20 protein-coding genes are annotated in these 18,541 nt (G+C 42.2%); 17 read left to right on the forward strand and 3 right to left on the reverse strand.

Annotated elements, in window-relative coordinates; all coding sequences use genetic code 11:
* Positions 1-53: 53 nt before the first annotated feature.
* The 9 genes from MHH86_RS13880 (at position 54) to MHH86_RS13920 (ending at position 7,658) form a co-directional block, all read left to right on the forward strand.
* On the forward strand, positions 54-437 hold the full coding sequence (locus MHH86_RS13880; RefSeq protein ID WP_036686669.1) for a DivIVA domain-containing protein: 384 nt from the start codon (positions 54-56) through the stop codon (positions 435-437).
* 213 nt (positions 438-650) lie between these two features.
* Positions 651-1,523 (forward strand): PRD domain-containing protein, encoded by an 873-nt coding sequence (locus MHH86_RS13885; RefSeq protein ID WP_036686671.1) that lies wholly within the window; start codon positions 651-653, stop codon positions 1,521-1,523.
* Between the two features lie 22 nt (positions 1,524-1,545).
* Positions 1,546-2,052, forward strand: a complete 507-nt coding sequence (locus MHH86_RS13890) for a PTS glucose transporter subunit IIA (RefSeq protein ID WP_036686673.1) — start codon at positions 1,546-1,548, stop codon at positions 2,050-2,052.
* A gap of 47 nt (positions 2,053-2,099) precedes the next feature.
* Positions 2,100-3,554: an N-acetylglucosamine-specific PTS transporter subunit IIBC gene (gene nagE / locus MHH86_RS13895; RefSeq protein ID WP_036686675.1), complete on the forward strand. Its 1,455-nt coding sequence runs from the start codon at positions 2,100-2,102 to the stop codon at positions 3,552-3,554.
* Between the two features lie 143 nt (positions 3,555-3,697).
* Positions 3,698-4,015 carry a hypothetical protein gene (locus tag MHH86_RS13900; protein ID WP_076143974.1) on the forward strand — a complete coding sequence of 106 codons (318 nt, stop codon included), beginning with the start codon at positions 3,698-3,700 and terminating at the stop codon, positions 4,013-4,015.
* Between the two features lie 119 nt (positions 4,016-4,134).
* A complete protein-coding gene (locus MHH86_RS13905; RefSeq protein WP_036686680.1) occupies positions 4,135-4,653 on the forward strand; it encodes a sigma-70 family RNA polymerase sigma factor in 519 nt (172 codons plus the stop codon).
* 46 nt (positions 4,654-4,699) lie between these two features.
* A complete protein-coding gene (locus MHH86_RS13910; RefSeq protein WP_076273401.1) occupies positions 4,700-5,785 on the forward strand; it encodes a DUF4179 domain-containing protein in 1,086 nt (361 codons plus the stop codon).
* Positions 5,785-6,777: an ABC transporter ATP-binding protein gene (locus tag MHH86_RS13915; RefSeq protein WP_326048204.1), complete on the forward strand. Its 993-nt coding sequence runs from the start codon at positions 5,785-5,787 to the stop codon at positions 6,775-6,777. Before MHH86_RS13910 ends, MHH86_RS13915 begins: the two co-directional genes overlap by 1 nt.
* Complete coding sequence (locus tag MHH86_RS13920; protein ID WP_036686685.1) at positions 6,774-7,658, forward strand: ABC transporter permease subunit; 885 nt, start codon at positions 6,774-6,776, stop codon at positions 7,656-7,658. The genes MHH86_RS13915 and MHH86_RS13920 overlap by 4 nt, the downstream gene beginning before the upstream one ends.
* 77 nt (positions 7,659-7,735) lie before the next feature.
* On the opposite strand, the gene MHH86_RS13925 is transcribed toward MHH86_RS13920, so the two are convergent.
* Entirely contained in the window at positions 7,736-8,062 is a 327-nt protein-coding gene (locus MHH86_RS13925; RefSeq protein WP_036686688.1) for a winged helix-turn-helix transcriptional regulator, read from the reverse strand.
* Between the two features lie 194 nt (positions 8,063-8,256).
* Between MHH86_RS13925 and MHH86_RS13930 the strand changes: the two genes are divergently transcribed.
* The 6 genes from MHH86_RS13930 to MHH86_RS13955 all read left to right on the forward strand — a co-directional run bounded on the left by MHH86_RS13930 (position 8,257) and on the right by MHH86_RS13955 (position 13,752).
* Complete coding sequence (locus MHH86_RS13930) at positions 8,257-9,039, forward strand: GTP cyclohydrolase II (protein WP_036686690.1); 783 nt, start codon at positions 8,257-8,259, stop codon at positions 9,037-9,039.
* 78 nt (positions 9,040-9,117) lie between these two features.
* The gene (locus MHH86_RS13935; protein ID WP_340890713.1) at positions 9,118-10,173 is read left to right on the forward strand and encodes an ABC transporter ATP-binding protein; all 1,056 of its coding nucleotides are present in this window, start codon (positions 9,118-9,120) and stop codon (positions 10,171-10,173) included.
* Between the two features lie 127 nt (positions 10,174-10,300).
* Positions 10,301-11,050: an ABC-2 family transporter protein gene (locus MHH86_RS13940; protein ID WP_051491475.1), complete on the forward strand. Its 750-nt coding sequence runs from the start codon at positions 10,301-10,303 to the stop codon at positions 11,048-11,050.
* Positions 11,051-11,056: 6 nt separating this feature from the next.
* The gene (locus MHH86_RS13945) at positions 11,057-11,842 is read left to right on the forward strand and encodes an ABC-2 family transporter protein (RefSeq protein ID WP_036686696.1); all 786 of its coding nucleotides are present in this window, start codon (positions 11,057-11,059) and stop codon (positions 11,840-11,842) included.
* Between the two features lie 113 nt (positions 11,843-11,955).
* A complete protein-coding gene (locus MHH86_RS13950) occupies positions 11,956-12,585 on the forward strand; it encodes a hypothetical protein (protein WP_076273404.1) in 630 nt (209 codons plus the stop codon).
* 36 nt (positions 12,586-12,621) lie between these two features.
* Positions 12,622-13,752 (forward strand): GNAT family N-acetyltransferase, encoded by a 1,131-nt coding sequence (locus MHH86_RS13955; protein WP_081386692.1) that lies wholly within the window; start codon positions 12,622-12,624, stop codon positions 13,750-13,752.
* A gap of 101 nt (positions 13,753-13,853) precedes the next feature.
* On the opposite strand, the gene MHH86_RS13960 is transcribed toward MHH86_RS13955, so the two are convergent.
* Positions 13,854-16,157: an MMPL family transporter gene (locus MHH86_RS13960; protein ID WP_076143967.1), complete on the reverse strand. Its 2,304-nt coding sequence runs from the start codon at positions 16,155-16,157 to the stop codon at positions 13,854-13,856.
* A gap of 47 nt (positions 16,158-16,204) precedes the next feature.
* Positions 16,205-16,825: a TetR family transcriptional regulator gene (locus MHH86_RS13965; protein ID WP_036686703.1), complete on the reverse strand. Its 621-nt coding sequence runs from the start codon at positions 16,823-16,825 to the stop codon at positions 16,205-16,207.
* Positions 16,826-17,121: 296 nt separating this feature from the next.
* Here MHH86_RS13965 and mraY point away from each other — a divergent pair, with 296 nt between their 5' ends.
* Together mraY and MHH86_RS13975 are read left to right on the forward strand one after the other, a co-directional pair.
* Positions 17,122-18,075, forward strand: coding sequence for a phospho-N-acetylmuramoyl-pentapeptide-transferase (mraY, locus tag MHH86_RS13970; RefSeq protein ID WP_036686705.1), 954 nt, complete (start codon positions 17,122-17,124; stop codon positions 18,073-18,075).
* Between the two features lie 106 nt (positions 18,076-18,181).
* Complete coding sequence (locus tag MHH86_RS13975; RefSeq protein ID WP_051491476.1) at positions 18,182-18,493, forward strand: winged helix-turn-helix transcriptional regulator; 312 nt, start codon at positions 18,182-18,184, stop codon at positions 18,491-18,493.
* The last annotated feature ends 48 nt before the right edge of the window (positions 18,494-18,541 follow it).

Below are 18,541 nucleotides of genomic sequence, written 5' to 3' on the forward strand. Positions count from 1 at the left end.
GTTATAATGGTTACTGCCGGATGATTGCAGTATATACTTGGAGGTAGCAAAAGATGGATGAACATATGAAACGTCGGTTAGACAAACAGCGGAAGCTGTTCAGTCAACTCGGCATCACATTAGACGCTCTAACCATACATGAAAAAGAATTCAGCATGAAGCTGCGTGGCTACGATGCGGAGGAAGTAGATACATTTCTGGACAGCGTAATCAAGGATTACGAACGTTTCTATGCGACGATCGCTGATCTGATGGATAAATGGCAAGAGCAGCAGCTGGAAATGCGGGAATTAAAGGCAGAAACCAAAACAGAGGTAATCCAGGTACCTGTTTCCCGAGGCATTGATCCAAAAGAATTGGAAGAGGTTATTCTGAGGCTTGAGACTAACGTCCGCCAGCTTAAAGATAAGCTTCCTCGCGTGGAAGAGTTTTTATAAGGAGTTGTTTGGTGTAAAGGGAGCTCCGCTTGACATTTCTAAATTTACCATTGACGAGTTAGCAGTTCATGAATTATGATATGTTCATAAATGATCATTTATATTTTAGTGGCGTGTTACCGTTAAGGGCATGAGCCAAGAATTGTCTTTATTACCATTAGACAATTCTTGGCTTTTTTTGTTCCGATTTGACGATAATTAGGGAGAGGAGTGATGAGCTTGTCGCGAGAGATCGAGCAATTTCAAGTACAGCGTGTAATAGGGAATAACGTTGTAATGGTTCAGGGAAGCAAAAACGGGAAGGAATATGTCATCATTGGCAAAGGTATTGGATTTGCAGTGAAGGGTTCTGGTGTGATCGAAGGAAATGATGCTCGGATTGAGAAATTGTTTCGTCTAGAAGATCGCGAAGCCTGGAGCCAATATCAAGTTTTGCTGGAAGATATAGATCCTAAGGTAATGAAAATAACTGATGAGATAATTGCAGATATCCAAAGTCAATTTCCTGACAAGTTAAACGACAAGATTTATCTGGCACTCCCGAGCCACATACAGTTCACCATCTACCGTCTGCGCAACGGGATGGATATTATTAATCCGTTTTTGCAAGAAACCAAAATGTCATTTCCGAAGGAATTTGAGATCGCTTACAAGGCATCGGAGAAAATCAATGCTGAATTTCAAGTGCAAATCCCCGAAGATGAGATTGGATTTCTTACTTATCATGTGTATTCAGCAGTCAATAATGTATCGGTTGGTCAGTTAGTCAAGGCCTCTAATATTGTCAATGAGCTTCTAGACATGATTCAGCAAGAACGAAAGATAACTTTTGAGCATGGCAGTATGAATCATATCCGATTAATGATCCACTTGCGTTTTTCGCTGGAACGTATTTTAAAAGGATCACTAATAGATAATCCCTTTGTGAAACATATTAAGAAAGAATACAAAGAGGAATACAAGCTGGCTCAAAAGCTCGGTAAAGTAATGCAAAGGTCGCTTGAAGTCGAAATCCCGGAAGAAGAACTATGTTTTCTAGCCATGCATTTGCACCGGTTATTTCAGACCTTAGTGAAATCAAATTAACATCTTAAGAGGAGTGGAGCATATGTTTTCCAAATGGAAATCAAAAAAAGAAGAGAAACATACTGAACATACCATCGAAATCATGGCACCAATCAGCGGGGAGTCAGTTCCACTAGCACAGGTTCCGGATGAAACCTTTGCTGGCGGTCATATGGGTAACGGAATTGCAATAAAACCATCTGAGGGAATTTTGAAAGCGCCTTTTGACGGTAAGGTTGCTCATATCGTGAAATCGAGTCATGCAGTCATTCTGGAACATTCCTCCGGTATGCAATTGCTATTACATATCGGAATCGATACTGTCAGCCTCAAGGGCAACGGTTTTGTCAGTCATATAACCTCTGGAGATCAAGTAAAAGCAGGTCAAACCCTAATCGAATTTGATCTGGACGTAATTCGCGCGGCAGGTTGTGACACAATTTCGCCTGTAATCGTGACCAGTACAGAGGAGAATCCACCTCAAGTAAGCGGACATTATGGTCAGGTTACAGCAGGACAGGATCTGATTCTTACCGTGGCTTCAAAGTAAATGGTTTATAGAGCACTACTACTATTGAACCGAAAGGATGATTTTTAATGTTGGCTTTTCTACAAAAACTAGGTAAGTCGTTAATGCTTCCTGTTGCAACCATGCCGGCGGCAGCTATTCTTCAAGGGTTTGGTTTGCTTAACTACGAAAAAGATATTCCGCTAGGAGCGACCATTGGTGGATTTCTGAATCAATACTTTGCTCCATTTCTAAACGCCGGAGCGAATGCGATCTTCGGTAACCTAGCCTTAATCTTCGCGGTAGGGGTTGCCATTGGATTTGCCGGTGACGCCGTAGCAGCTTTGTCAGCAGTAATTTCTTACATGGTACTGACTAAGATTCTGCTTATCGTACCGCTTCAATTCTCTTTCATCAATGATGATGTTGTATTGAACATGGGTGTGCTTGGTGGTATTTTTGCCGGTGCTTGGGCAGCGTTCTTATACAAGAGATATCACAATATAAAAATGCCTGATTGGCTCGGATTTTTTGCAGGTAAACGTTTTGTCCCAATCATTACGGCAGCTTCTATGATGGTTCTTGCTGTATTTGTGGGTATGATCTGGAGTCCGATACAAGATGTTATTAGTGACTTCGGGAACTGGGTTGTGTCACTGGGGGCTGTTGGAGCATTCATCTTCGGTACAGCTAACCGCTTGCTGATTCCGTTCGGTCTTCACCACGTGCTTAATACGATTGCTTGGTTCCAAATTGGTGATTTTACGAATGCAGCTGGTGAACTGGTGCATGGTGACTTGTACCGCTTCTTCGCTGGAGATAAAACTGCTGGGATGTTTATGACTGGATTCTTCCCAATTATGATGTTTGCGCTTCCAGGGGCAGCACTTGCATTTATTCATACAGCTAAACCGGAAAAACGTAAAATGGTTGCTTCCATCTTCATCGGTTCTGCCATTGCTTCTTTCTTAACAGGGATCACTGAACCACTTGAGTTCTCCTTTATGTTCGTAGCACCACTCTTGTACGGAGTTCATGCTTTATTAACAGGATTCTCCATGGCCTTGATGTACATTTTAGATGTTAAGCTTGGTTTTGGTTTCTCCGCAGGTTTGATCGATTATCTTGTAAACCTGAAACTGTCTACTAATGCATGGATACTTATTCCTGTGGGTCTTGGATTCTTCGTCTTGTATTATGTACTATTCCGCTTTATTATCTCATTGTTCAAGCTAAAAACACCTGGACGTGAAGATGATGATGAAGAAAGTCTGTTAGCACCACCTGGAGGTAATGGAACGCCTTCATCGTCTTCTAAAGCTGCTCAAATTCTTGAGAACATCGGCGGTCCATCGAACATCCGCAATATCGATGCATGTATCACACGCCTTCGTCTGATTGTTAATGACGAAAAAGCCGTTAAAGATTCCGCATTGAAACAGCTCGGAGCTTCCGGTGTCATGAGACTGGGTCAAGGAGCTGTGCAGATCGTATTTGGTCCAAAATCAGAGCAAATTAAAGATGATATTCAAAAGCTGTTATAACTAAATTGATCATGTTAAATTCATTAAACAGGGCTGGTTCTTATACCAGACCTGTTTTTTTGCTGTGTCCAGAGATAAAGGGTTGCTTTATAGATAATGCCTAGTATAATACTTGGTATAAGTAGGCAAAGGAGTCGGTACACATGTCAGTCGATGATTATTTGGATCTTTTAAATTACGCCAAGGCGATTAAAGATGGACAGTGGCAGGCTGACATCATTGAGCGCTTAAAGAATCTTAGTGCAGCAGAGGAAAGTCCTCAGATTCAAGAAGAAAGTGTAATAGAATTATGGTCAAGATTTGACGCCATTAACATAATGATCATGAAGCTGTTTGAGAAGCTACGTGAGAATGAACATTCAGAGCAACAGTTTCAGTGGAAAGAGCAGCTCTGGGAGCTTAGGCTGGAACGAAGTATTTTATCAAAAAAGATTCTTAATCGTTACATTCGAATTAGGTAAACACTAAAAGACAGTTTCCTTATTAATTTAGGGGCTGTCTTTTTTTACGTAATCTTGATACAAAAATGCATTGATAGTCGTCTTACTTATAGCTGCAGCTGATAAGGAGGATTTACAAGATGGAAATTCCGGAATCTGAAATTTTTAAAGCAATATTCTATGAACATTATCCTATTGTCAGACGTAAGCTGACCGCTTTGGTTCGTGATGAGTCGGCAGCAGATGATTTGGCACAAGAAGTTTTTCTGAGATTGTATCGTAACCCCCCAGATGATCCAGCAGCGCTGGGTGCCTGGCTTCATAGAGTCCTTACTCGTATTGGATATGATTATCTAGACAAAAAAGCAAGGGAACGGCGGCTGCAAAATAAACAAGAACAGTTATACGAAGTGGGGGAATCACCTCCTTCAGGAGAGGAAGTCTTAATCAGTAAGCTGGATCAGGAGGATGTTCATGAATGGTTGAACGAGCTGCCTGACAGGGATAGACAAGCGCTTCTGCTTAGATACTCTGGTTACAGTTATGCGGAAATAGCAGGCGAGCTTGGTCTAAGACCTCCCGTAGTAGGGACATTACTGCACCGTGCGACCCTGAGGTTAAGACAAAATGCAGCAAAATCACTATCTCAGTCAGATTAACAAACCGAGATAAACGAAGCTCCAAATTATTTAGGAGGGTTTACTAATGACTAAACAACCGCTAAATCAAGATCATAATAAACAATATACAGATGAAGCCTGGGCCAAATTGCAAAACAAGTTAGCGTCTGAGCATGCAAGTCCTAAATGGGCTGTGTGGAGTCAGCAGTTGGCAGTGGATGTTATGAAAGATGATGATAAACCACACCCAGAAATGGGCCAGCCTCAATCTACAGATGACAATCCGATAACTAATCGCCGATCCAAGCGACCTCGCATGAATCGTCGGCGTAAGTGGGGAGTAGCAGTGGCAGGTGCCGCGATCTTTGCGGTTATACTTGGAACTCCAGTAGGAAATACGGCTATGGCATCGCTGCTGAATCAGTTTCGGATGGAAGAAGTTACAGTTGTGAATGAAAATGATATTCGGGATATTTTTTATCAGGTAAATGAAAGTCAATCCATGAATGAAGCTATGAACAAATTTGGTGTGTTTACAAGTACCTTTGGTTCAAATAAAGGGATTATTCCGTTAGATCAGGTGGAAGAGACTCTAGGTTTTACACTTCCAAGCGGAACTTTGCTCGAGAATGTGAAGAGCGCATATATAACCAATTCACAAGAAATAACCTTGAAGCTTAATATTGAAGCGGTTAATAAAGCAATGAAAAGATTGGGTGCAAAACAGCTTCTTCCAGAGGCCATAGATGGGAAAGAAATTAAATTAGATCTTTCGGAGATCGTGAATTATGATCTTTCGATGGATAATGATAAATGGGCTAATCTTACACAGACGAAGACTCCTTTAATTACTGTAGATCCAACTATAAAGGTTGATGAAGCCTTGGAAGCTATAATCGATTTTCCATTGCTGCCAGATTATCTGAAATCCAGCTTAAAGCAGAGCCGCATTTTATCAGGTGAAATTCCTCTGCCACTGGTAAAAGGCCTGAATACCGATCAAATAAAGATTAAAGATACTACGGTTCTACTGAATCAGAATGAATATAGTCAAGGGATTGTATACTCGGCCATTTGGGTACAGAACGGGCAATTGTTCGATTTCAACGGGGGAAGCGTGTATACAGATAAAGCTGTATTCTTAGAGAAGCTAGAGGAGTTGATTGAATAATGACGGCTGCTGCAATAGAAGCGAAGTCTTTGACCAAAGAATATGATAACGGACGTGGTTGCCGTGATGTAACGATTACTGTTGGGAAAGGGGAAGCCTTTGGCTTCCTCGGCCCTAATGGTGCGGGGAAAAGTACCTTTGTCAAAATGTTGGTAGGTCTCATTCGTCCATCGAATGGTAGTGCTACTCTATTAGGCCATAAGATCGGTTCACTTGAAGCCAAGTCCCAAATCGGATATTTACCGGAATTATATCGCTATCAAGAATGGCTTACCGGGGAAGAAGTAGTAAGACTGCATGCCAAGCTGTGCCGTGTAGAGCGATCTGTAGCCGATAAAAGAATTCCAGAGCTTCTAGCGGAAGTTGGAATTGGAAACCGTGGACGGGATCGTGTGAAACATTATTCCAAAGGGATGCAGCAGAGATTAGGGCTTGCTTGTGCTCTTGTAAACAATCCGGCCATCGTTTTTCTGGATGAGCCCTCATCGGCGCTAGACCCGATTGGACGTCAGGAAGTTCGGAATATTTTGCAGAGGCTAAAAGAGAAGGGAGTTACGATATTTCTTAACTCTCACCTACTGGAGGATGTTGAACTCATCTGCGACCGTATGGCACTGCTGAATAACGGAGTTATACTGCGGCATGGGAAAGTATCTGAGATCTTAAATAAGCGAACAAGCTGGCATTTTAAAGTGGGCGGTTTTACGCCTATTTTGTTGTCTTGGCTACAGGATAGTACTGATCTTAAGATCAAAGTTTCAGCGGATATTGGATCTCAATCTGAAAAAGGAGCTTCAATCCCAGCTACATTGGAAAGTAGCACAGTTTGGCTGGAAGCGGAACTGGAGAATGAGGAGCAAGTAGGCTGGCTGAACACGTTAATTATTGAACAAGGAATGACCTTATATGAAGTCTCACGAAAGCAAGAACGTCTGGAAGACTGGTTTATGAGTGCTGTATCCGGCCTAAGTCACAGAGGTGAACACGAATGAGAATAATCATGGGAATGACCTGGAAGGAATTGCTGCGAAAACGAGTGATGATATTAACACTGCTTATGACCATTGTCTTTCTTATAGGATTTTGGTTTGTGGCAAATACGATCGGACAAAGTGGAATACCGAATAGAACAGATATTAGCAGTGGCGAGCATCTCTTAGCTAATTTTACAAATGGTGCTTTTATATTATCACTTGGATTCTTTTTTGGCGCTTTTGTAATCGCCTTTTTGGCGATCTTCAGTTCCTTCTCAGCTATTGCAGGTGAAGCAGAACAAGGGGTTATGCAGGCTTTACTGCCAAGACCGCTGCCGCGGTGGAAATGGTACATAGGTCGCTGGCTTGGATATGTGACGCTTGGGATTGGTTATGCCCTGATTTTATTTATTTCTATTTTATGGATTACTGAGATCCATGCAACTGTTCCTAGAGATGCCGTAGTCCTATTGAAATCATTTTTGTTGTTCTCCTCTATAGTGCCTTTGCTAATTACGATTTCTATGCTGGGTTCTGGATTCTTCTCAGCAGTGGGGAATGGCGTCTTTATGACAATGTTATATGGAGCGGGCTGGTTAGGTGGGATGATTGATAAGATCGGAGGATCGCTGAGATTAGAACCCGATGTTCTTGACACATTAAATAATCTGTCAGGAATGATGGCACTGCTTATGCCAGTGGATGGTTTACAGCGGAAAATGACCGCCGTCCTGTTCAGCGCTAATGAAATGAGTGGAATGATGGGATTGTTCGGCAGCATGAATGGATTGCTGGATTTTAATACGGTTCCGTCAAACATGTTTATTATTTATGCGATAGGATATACCCTGTTAGCTTTTGTTATAGGTCTACTTCGCTTCGAGCGAAAAGACTTATAAAGGGGATGTTAATCCAAAAAGAGCCCTCTTGTCTCATGATCGGGACAATTAGGGCTCTTTGTGTTGTGTAGCGGGAATCATTTCTTAATACCAAGCTCAATCCATTCGGTAGACCAGTTTCCAATTTCACCAAGTATAGGAGCAAGCGCTGTGCCTTTTGGAGTCAGAGAGTACTCAATACGTACTGGCATTTCAGGATATACAGTTCGCTCTATAATGCCTTCGGTTTCCATTTCCTTCAATCGGTCAGATAACACCTTGCCACTGAGATTGGACAGACAGCTCTCAATTTCACCAAAACGGCGTGGCCCTGGCATCAGCACGAAAACGATCAGCGCGACCCAACGTTTACTTAGCAAGTCTACCGCTTTTTCAAAGCGAGGACACATGTTGAAATCATTCATAATATCACCTCGACATTCATTATATCATAAACTTACATAAAGTAATTATAAATATTTAAAGATATATTATAACTTGACGAAGTTATATTACAATGATAAACTTACTTACAAATAGTTACTTATAATTTAACTAATATTTTATCCTTATGCTTAGCTCTATCAAAGCATTGATGAACAATGAGGAAGGTGTAATTATGATTAAACCAGAAATCACTTCTATTTTACAGAATAAAATCACGCGAATTCCTTTAGCAAATTCCACAAATATATTGGTTGGACCCATCACGTTACCGGTGAATTTAGACGGCGAGACCGTTGTTTTTAAATGGTACAACTGGCTGAATACAACGGATGCAGAGCTTCTTCAAGAGGATAGCAGTAAAGCAACGGCAGCTTTAATTTCACGTTTGCCATCCATGAACTTAGCAGAAGGACAACAATCCAGTGTGTTGGTATATGGCGATTTCGAAGGGTCTGAGGATGCATTGATCCGGATGCATAGCATCTGCCATACTGGCGATATTTTTGGCAGTAAACGTTGCGATTGCGGATTCCAGCTGCATCAATCCATGAAAATGATTGTTGAGCATGGCTCTGGGGCATTATTTTATCTCGCGAATCATGAAGGAAGAGGCATTGGCCTGTTCAGCAAATCTTTAGCGTATCTTTTACAGGAAGAAGGATACGATACAGTTGAGGCTAATTTAGAGTTGGGATTTGCTGATGATTCAAGAAACTACGAAGAAGCAATCAGTGTTCTGCAAACTTTACGTCACAAACCAGTGACGCTGATTACGAATAATCCGAAGAAATTGGATGCGCTCAAGGCTGCAGGGATGAATGCCGTAAAAAGAGTAGCGTTATGGGGAGATGTATCTTCTTTTAACGAGAAATATTTGCGGACTAAAGTCGCTCGCTCAGGGCATTTAGAAGCTGTGAAGGACACCCATTCGCTAAATGAAAGACTGGCTAAGTAAAGATTGAAGTAGTGCTTTTGCGCTTCTTCTATTATAATGGGGTACTGGGAACCAACTCTAAGCTTAGTGAGGTACAATATGACTGCTATTCAAGTACAAGACTTACGCAAAACATTTAAAGTACAAAAAAACCGCGAGGGTCTCAAAGGGGCCTTCGCTGATTTGTTTAAAAGGGAATATACGGAAGTGACTGCGGTGAAGGACATTTCCTTTTCCATTCCTGAAGGGGAGATCTGTGGTTATATCGGCGAGAACGGTGCTGGGAAATCGACCACGATCAAAATGCTCACAGGTATTCTCGTGCCGACTTCCGGAAACCTGACAGTAGGTGGGTATGTTCCGTATTTGGAGCGCGAGAAATTCGTGAAAAATATCGGCGTGGTATTCGGGCAACGCAGTCAGCTATGGTGGGACATTGGCGTGATTGAGTCTTTCCAGCTCCTGCGCAAGGTTTACCGGGTGTCTGAACAAGATTTCAAGAAACGGCTGGATGAATTGGTCGAACGACTGCAGCTGCAAGAACTGCTGAATCGTCCGGTTCGTAAGCTTAGTCTAGGTCAGCGGATGCGTTGTGAATTAGTGGCAGCATTGCTTCACAATCCATCGATTGTATTTCTGGATGAACCGACCATTGGCTTAGATATTGTGGTGAAGTCAGAGATCCGTGAATTCCTAAAAGATATGAACCGCGAGCATGGGACAACCATACTGCTGACTACACATGACCTGCAAGATATTGAGGCGCTTTGCTCCCGAGTGATAATGCTTGATGATGGCCGTATCATTTATGACGGAGGACTGGAAGACCTGAAGCAGCGTTGGGGAACCGGACGTGAGGTTCAATTTCAATTTGGAAATGCTACGAAACGTCAGCAACTTGAGTTATGGACAGAGGGGTTGCCTGTTACTTGGTCTGCGGAGAACGATCTAGGGGCATCTGTCTGGATACCGCTAGAGATAAATGTATCGGATGTATTAAGCAGAGTAGTGGGGAAAGCAGACATTACTGATATCAAAATCATTGAGACCAATACGGACGATATTGTTCGCAGTATTTATCAATCCGGGTCTGCAGACAAGCCTGATGAAATGGCTGCCGCTCTGAAGGATGAAAGAGAGGCTTTACATGTCTGATAAGCTTAATCCTGCAACGGCTATGTCTTCCTCCTCAGGAGGCGCGTCTTCTGGTGGTCCTCAGGAGAATAGCCGTAAATTACTTTTCGGGGCTTACTTAGATTTTATACGCATCCGTTTCCTTACCATGCTTGCTTATCGGATTAACTACTACTCAGGTATTCTTATCTATTCACTGAATATTGGGGTTAACTATTTCACTTGGATGGCCATTTATGGCAATGGGGATTCATTGGGTGGCTTTACTGCAACGCAAATGACATCATATGTTGCTGTGTCGTGGATGGCTAGAGCCTTTTATTTTAATAACCTAGACCGCGAGATCTCTACGGATATCCGTGATGGAAGTATCGCTATTCAGTTTATAAGGCCCTATAACTATGTCTTAGTCAAAATGATGCAAGGTCTTGGAGAGGGAATGTTCCGCTTCCTCTTATTTATGATTCCCGGCATGGCCATAGCGATGCTGCTGTTCCCGGTTCAATTGCCAACAGCGCCATCTGCTTGGGCAGGGTTCCTGGTGATGCTCTTTTTCAGCTTTTTAATTAATTCACAGATCAATATCATCACAGGGCTCTCGGCATTTTTCGTGGAAAATAATGAAGGCATGATGCGAATGAAGCGGGTGATTGTAGACTTATTCTCCGGCTTAATCGTACCGATCAGTCTGTTTCCTAACTGGTTATCTTCCGTACTTGAGGTGCTGCCGTTTCAGGCGATTACCTACTTGCCAGGTTCAGTGTTTACGGGACGGGTGCAAGGGGTTGGAATATGGAATGTATTAGGGATACAAATTATTTGGTTCCTGGTATTGCTGATTCCAATTGTCTGGTTATATCATGCGGCGCGGCAGCGTCTCTTCGTGCAGGGAGGTTGAGGAAACATGTATTACCTGGGATTATTAATTGAATATATCAAAAACTATATGAAGAGCCGGCTCACCTATCGCGCTGACTTTTGGGTAGAGGTCATTTCAGACTTACTTTTTCAAGCTACCAACTTTATCTTTATTCTCGTAATTTTTATGCATACAGATAGCCTGGGCGGTTGGAATCAGAATGAAGTAGTGTTCGTTTATGGATTCTTTATGGTGCCTTTTGGGGTGTTTAGTTGTTTTGTGAATCTATGGGGATTTAGTGAACGTTACATCGTTAAAGGTGAGATGGACCGTATTTTGACACGCCCAGCTCATAATTTGTTCCAGATCTTTTTGGAAAATGTTGATCCGCCAGCACTTATGGGCTCATTCATAGGTATTATTATTATGGCCATCAGTGGCAGCAATTTGGGTCTTCCCTTTGAATGGTGGACGATACCGGCTCTGATCATTCTAACGTTAAGTGCGGTCGCCATCTATACGGGGATTTATACAACGTTGACTTCATTGTCTTTCTATTCGGATGCTCCTACTGGGATTCTTCCGTTAATGTACAACATTCAGACTTATGGCCGTTACCCGGTAACGATTTACAATCGCGCTATACAGGTATTGCTTACTTGGATCATTCCATTTGCATTCGTCGGAGTGTATCCAGCCGCGCTTTTTCTGCAGCGGGAGGAGATGACCAGCCTTGCTCTGATGACACCTGTAGTAGGTGCTATATTTCTGGGGATTGGTTTGTTAGCCTGGAGTTATGGCGTTCGCAGATACAAAGGTGCGGGGTCTTAAGTTAAGCTAGTGTCTTGTTATGTTGGAAAGGCTACCTTCGGGTAGTCTTTTTTTTACCCGGAATTCATGAATATGCTAAAATCATTAATATCTACATTGGGGAGGAATCATAGATGAATGTGTTAGATATTTTACCAGCACCCGACAACTTAAAAAAACTTATGAAAATACTTGCTTCTCTAAATATTGTCCTATGTCCTGAGGAATGGCTTCGCTATCATAATTTTGATTCTAAATTTGATAAGAATGTTTCTCTAGCATCGATCGATAATGGCTCAGGTGATAATTTGTTTATTATTTTTACACCTCAAGGAACGATAATTAAAGGTTTTGATCATGAGTCTGAAGTAAGTCCATATGCGCGCGACGAACATGAAGTTTGGCCGGGAATCTATGAAGAAGTCCCAATCTCACTATTGTCTTTTATTGAAGATGAGGCGATAGCTAAGGATGATGTTACTTTTTGTTTTTGGCGTGAAAATAACGACTTGACGTGGCAGAAGGGGAAGGTAGAAATTCCAGCGGAGGTAGAAGATGGTTCGGATTTTTTGCTAGGGACTATTTTCCGCACAGCTGAGGATTTTGTGGAATTTGCCGAAGGTTATTTTGAACTCACACTCCCTTTAGAGGTCGTTGCACAAGTTTATGAGGGTGCAGTCATTACCAAAGAGATGATCAAAGCGTTAAATCCTGATGGTGATGTAGAGACAATTCTTCAGGAGTTAGCAAAGCTAGACTCTTAGGGAGTTATCGATTTTGAAAACAAAGGGGGATGCGAAATGGAACTTTACGTGGAAAAGCTGAATGCTGATGCTGCTAGGGATATTTTAAGCTGGCAATATGATCCACCCTATGATTTTTACAATAATGAAACAACTCCTGAAGCTATAAGTGAAATGCTAGAGGAAGCATTTTTTTCTGTACTTGATGCAAATAAACAATTGATCGGATTCTTCTGTGTAGGAAGTCCGGCACAGGTTCCAAATGATAAATATACATATTCTCAGGATTTTATAGATGTGGGTTTAGGAATGAAGCCAGAGTTAACCGGACAGGGGAATGGGACTCTATTTTTCACAACAGTCCTTAACTATATTAATGAGAGATTCGAGGAAAAACCAAAGCGGCTGACAGTGGCGAAGTTCAACGATAGAGCGATACGCTTGTATGAAAAACTAGGATTTAGCCGGGAAGCTGAAATCGTTAAAGGAACTACAGAATTTATTATTATGATTTGTAATGAAAATGATAATCTTACTCCCATGTATGAGCGGGCAAAACCCGGCGAAATAATTACTTTTGGCTCTTATCCGCAAATGGCGGACGGAGCAGAAAAAATGCCGATAAAGTGGCGGGTGCTGCAAAATTCAGGTAGAGAGCTGTTCATTTTAAGCGAGTACATTTTGGACTGCAGGCGGTATCACGGTGAATATGTTGATGTTACATGGCATGACTCCGATTTGCGAAAGTGGTTGAACGATGATTTTTATAATGCCGCTTTTAATGACTCCGAGCACAGGCTCATCAAGACTACACAATGCACAGATAACGGAGAGGGAAGTATAAACACGGAAGATAAGATTTTTCTGCTCAGTGTTTCGGAGGCGAATGAATTGACCTTTAAACTTGGTGAAGATACTTTACGTGCGAAGCGTAGGGCGATAGGAACAGGATTCTCCAAAGTGAAAAAGAACGATGGATGTAAATTGTATGTGTATGATAAAAAAGTCAAAGCTGATTATATCCTTGAGAAGGATGAAGAGTTTGGCTGCTCATGGTGGTGGCTGAGAACTCAACCTGCGATTTCTTCACGTGCGTATTTTGTAGGTACCCGTAGCAGTATTCGCAGTTACGGACATGTAAACTTAGCTTGTTACGGTGTGCGCCCCGCTATAATCCTTAATTATTAAGCTCTTTCTCCAACAGCGTTTCATGGGAAGCGAATCTTACCACAGAAACAAAACAGCCTGAACCCCTAGGAATACATGGCTCAGGCTGTTTATTATTGTTTCTATTTCATGGAATTAGATTTGTCTTTAGCATTGAGTGTAGCAATCAGTTTCTCGCCTTCGACATCCAGGTTTGGCAGAATACGGTCGAGCCATTTTGGAAGTGCCCAAGCTTTGTTGCCGAAAATAGACATTACAGCAGGAACTAATCCCATTCGAATAATGAAAGCATCGATTAAGATCCCTACGGCCAGTGTAAAGCCGATTTGTTTAATCATGACATCATCCGTAAAAATAAACCCTGCAAAAACGGAGATCATAATTATAGCAGCGCCTACTACGACACGACTCACCTGGTTGTATCCATGAACAACGGACTCTGATCCCTCATGACCATGAACGTACGATTCACGCATGGAACTGACAAGGAAAACCTGATAGTCCATCGCGAGCCCATATAGGATACCCGTAACGATGATTGGCATAAAGCTTAGCAATGGGCCACCGGTGTCGAAACCGAAGAGAGAATGGAGCCAGCCCCATTGGAACACGGCTGTGGTGATCCCGAAGGTAGCGAGTATGCTAAGCAGAAAGCCGATCGTAGCTTTGATAGGAACGATAATCGAACGAAATACCAACAGAAGAATAATGAGCGATAGGAGAATGATGATTCCTACATAAATGGGAAATACATCTGCCAGTTTGGCCGACATATCGATGTTAACAGCGGTAAAGCCGGTAACCCCGAGTTTAACATCATTACTTTGAGCGATACTAGATTCCGTAGCCCGTAAATCATTCACCAGATTTTTGGTTGTTATATCGCTAGGACCCGTTTCTGGAATCAGACTGAAGATAGCTAAATCCTTAGTCATGCCCAGAGGAGTGACCTGCGCGACATTCTTTTGAGCTTGGAGCTCTTTTACAAGATTTCCTAGGAGTTCCGGGGTGACTGGAGTGGAAGAATTCTTTGGTTCTGCAACCAGAATAAGCGGTCCGTTAAATCCCTCTCCAAAACCCTCGGATATAGCATCATAACTTTGTCTTGCTACCGTGTCCAAATTCGCTGAGGCAGCTCCGGGAATGCCCATTTCCATTTTCGCTATGGGGGTTGCTGCTACGCCAAGTACCACGACGATGGCAACAATAGTGACCCAACGATACTTGATGATAAATTTAACCCATCTATCAGCTATACCGCGGTTACCCGTTTTATGATGATCCTTGTTTTTCTTGCGAGCTTTAGGCGAACAGATGCGTTCACCCACCAATCCGAGCAATGCCGGCAATAGGGTTAAGGCAACAAATACGTTGATGAGGACGGTAGCTGCTGCTACTAACGCCATCGTAGATAAGAAAGTAAGCCCGATTACAAGCATACCGCAGAGAGCGATAATAACCGTCAAACCGGCGAAAAATACGGCGCTGCCGGATGTGCCAATTGCTCTAGCCGCAGCTTCTTGTGCGCTTAATCCTTGATCAATAATCATCCGGCGTTGGCGATTTACAATGAAAAGAGCATAATCGATTCCGACGGCTAATCCAATCATAAGCGCCAAGACGGAAGTGACACTAGGCATTTCAATGAATTTGGAAATAGAAAATGCTCCACCCACACCGATGCCGACTCCAAGCAGTGCAGTTATAAGGGGCAGCCCTGCTGCAACGACAGAGCCAAGCGTCACCAGCAAAACAATTGCAGCAATGACAAGTCCGACAATCTCAGCTGATCCTACACCGATAGATACTGATTTGAGTGTCTCACCCGGCAGTACAGTAATGTTGGTATCTTTCTCGACATTCATGACGGTATCAATTACAGAATCAAAAATATCTTGAGAGATAGCTGATTGCTCACTGGTAAACTGGAATTGGAACAATGCAATTCTACCGTCTGCGGAAAGAATAACACCAGGCACCGGAACACCATCTGCCATCAGAGGACCATAGGAAGGGGGTGCTGTGGCTGTTGCAGACTGATCCATACTGGCAGCCTGAGTTGCTTCAGTAGTTGAACTACTTGCTTCCGCTGCATAATCCGCAGGATTAATCACTTCGTTTATACCGTAAACCTCATTAATACCCTTAGTGATCGCTGCCAAACGTTCTGGCGTATCCAATCGCTCGCTTTGAGGTGCTTTGAACACGACACTTCCTTGTCCACCAGATGCAGCCGGAAGTTCTGTTGCTAATTGATCCAAAATCTTTTGCGATTCCGTGCCTTCAATCTTCATTTCCGAACTGATATGAATACCATTCATGCTGATCATAGAGATGACAATTCCTAAAATTAAAATCCAACCTAAAATGAAGTACCCAGGTTTACGATAAGCGGTTTTTCCCACTCTGTATAATAATGTTGACATGTATCTATTTTACACTCCCTCGATGATGAAAACTGATTGTTAGCCTATTAGAATCCGTTACGTAAATATCCGTAAATAGTTTCCAAAAATTGATCGAACGTAAGAGTTTCAGGACTTGGATCGTCGCTCGTCGTTTGTCCCGGAAGCAGCACATTAAGTTTTCCGTCAATTAAGGGAAGTACAGTTCCGTAAACCGAATTTATAAGCAGATAAGTATAAACCTCGTCATACTTACCATTTGACAAGTGCAACAATGTTTTTTGTGCTCCAGTTTGCGTAAGGTGTATTGCTCTTAAATAATGGGGCTCGAGGGCTGGGAATTTTCGGGAAAGTAATGAAAGCTCACGCAACCTCCCTATAAGCTCAGCTGTAAGTTGCATCTTAATTAGTTGATATAAGGTATCCAGCAGGGAGGCATTTTCAGGGATTTTGGTGAGCAATTCTTCATACTCATTCGTGTTCCGTACGGTAACTGCTCCCATCGCAACTGCCTCTTCCTTGCATGTGAAATAGTTTGCGAAAGTTCTTCTGGAGTAGCCGGCTTTTTGCACGATATCTTCAACAACAAAACCGTCCAACCCATGTTCAAGTGCAAGTTCGAATGCCGCTTCAGCTAGCGCTTTTTCAGTGGCTTCTTTTTTGAAATCTCTCAAAGTTTGTTTAATCATAACTTTATGTATACACCTCCCATACGGCTGTTTTTGTGGTGAAGATTAGGATTACTGACTATATACTAATGTAAACTTGCCCAAAGTGCAAACTTTCTCATTGGGCAAGTTTATGCTTTGGGATCTGCTTATAGAAAACTCTCAGCTGTTACACAGCAGAAAACAGGAAATAAAAATAGAATAATTTCTCTTTATCAACAGATGAAAAGAGTACATAATTACAGACGACCTCATTAACTCTAGAAATATTTTGTGAGTATTATAAATGATCTTTTCCAAAGAGGGGAGTTCGTTGTATGTATGGAATTCTGGCTGTTTCCGGCCTGTCTTTTCTTCTGGTGGCGGTATTTACACCTCTATTAATCTGGACGCTGCATAGACTGAGGTTAACGCAGCCGATTCGTGCCGAGCTTCCAGCAGATCATCAGGCCAAACGGGGTACACCACTAATGGCAGGGTTGATCCTGCTTATCGGGATAGCGATTTCGCTGCAGTTTCAACCTGGGCCTCTAATGTTACTCTTATGCGTTACGTTTTTGTTGTTTAGTTCAGTCGGATTTTTGGATGATTTCAAAAAGGCTTTTTGGCAAAATCCATCCGGCATCAGCGGCCGCTCAAAACTAGTGCTTCAATTTCTTTTTACTGGAATTATATTATATGTGTTGTTCCATTCGTTCGGCCTGACGAGTGATATCGAGTTATTTAAAGGGCAAAATCTGCAGTTGCCTGTGTACCTTTATGTGGCCATCATTTTGCTGTTTGTGGTCGGCTCCGCGAATGCCATCAATTTTACAGATGGTCTCGATGGGCTACTGATCAATGTTGCCATACCGTCGTATTTTTTCTTTTTTATGATTTCGGACAAACCTGAAGTGCAGACATTTTCACTTGTTATGATCGGTTGTCTGCTAGGGCTTTTGCTTTACAATATTTATCCTGCAAGAGCGTTTATGGGCGATACTGGATCACTGGCGATCGGGGGCTCCCTTTCCGTTCTGGCTGTCATTGAAAAGGTTGAGCTTTTGCTTCCAATTTTGTTTTTCGTTTATTTTGCGGAGCAGTTGTCGGTCATTTTACAAGTTTGGTACTACAAACGGACGAAGCTGCGGCTATTCCGGATGGCTCCGATCCATTACCATTTCAGCTTAAAATACGGATGGAGTGAGAACAAAATCGTGATGATTTTCGGTTTCATTTCGTGGGTATCCGTACTGCTTTGCTGGTTGATTTGGAAATATTTAATTCACTAAACGAACAATTCGATACGAAACATGAATCTACATAGTGTTATTGCAACAACGAGACATCGGCATCTTTTGTATTTACAAATCTATAAAAATAGATATAATGGAACACATGGAACCTTTAATGATATTCAAAGCGTTGTCTAACGAGACTCGTAGTCAAATTATGATGTGGCTAAAAACTCCCGAGGAGTTTTTTGATGAAAAGCCTTATTTACAACAAGGCCTAAATTTTCAAATCGGGATTTGCGTGGGCGATATTCAAGCTAAAGCGGGGCTTGCACAGTCGGTTATTTCGAGCTATCTATTGACCATGCAAAAAGCTGGTTTGCTGGAATCTGAGCGAATTGGGAAGTGGACGTATTATCGTCGAAACGAAAAGATAATTCAAGAATTTTCCGATTATATTAAAGAGAAACTATAGGAGAGAGGAGGAAGGGCTTTTTTTTGATAGTACATATCTACAAATCTA

The organism is Paenibacillus sp. FSL F4-0097 (assembly GCF_038593125.1).
GTDB classification, from domain to species: Bacteria; Bacillota; Bacilli; order Paenibacillales; family Paenibacillaceae; genus Paenibacillus_AQ; species Paenibacillus_AQ odorifer.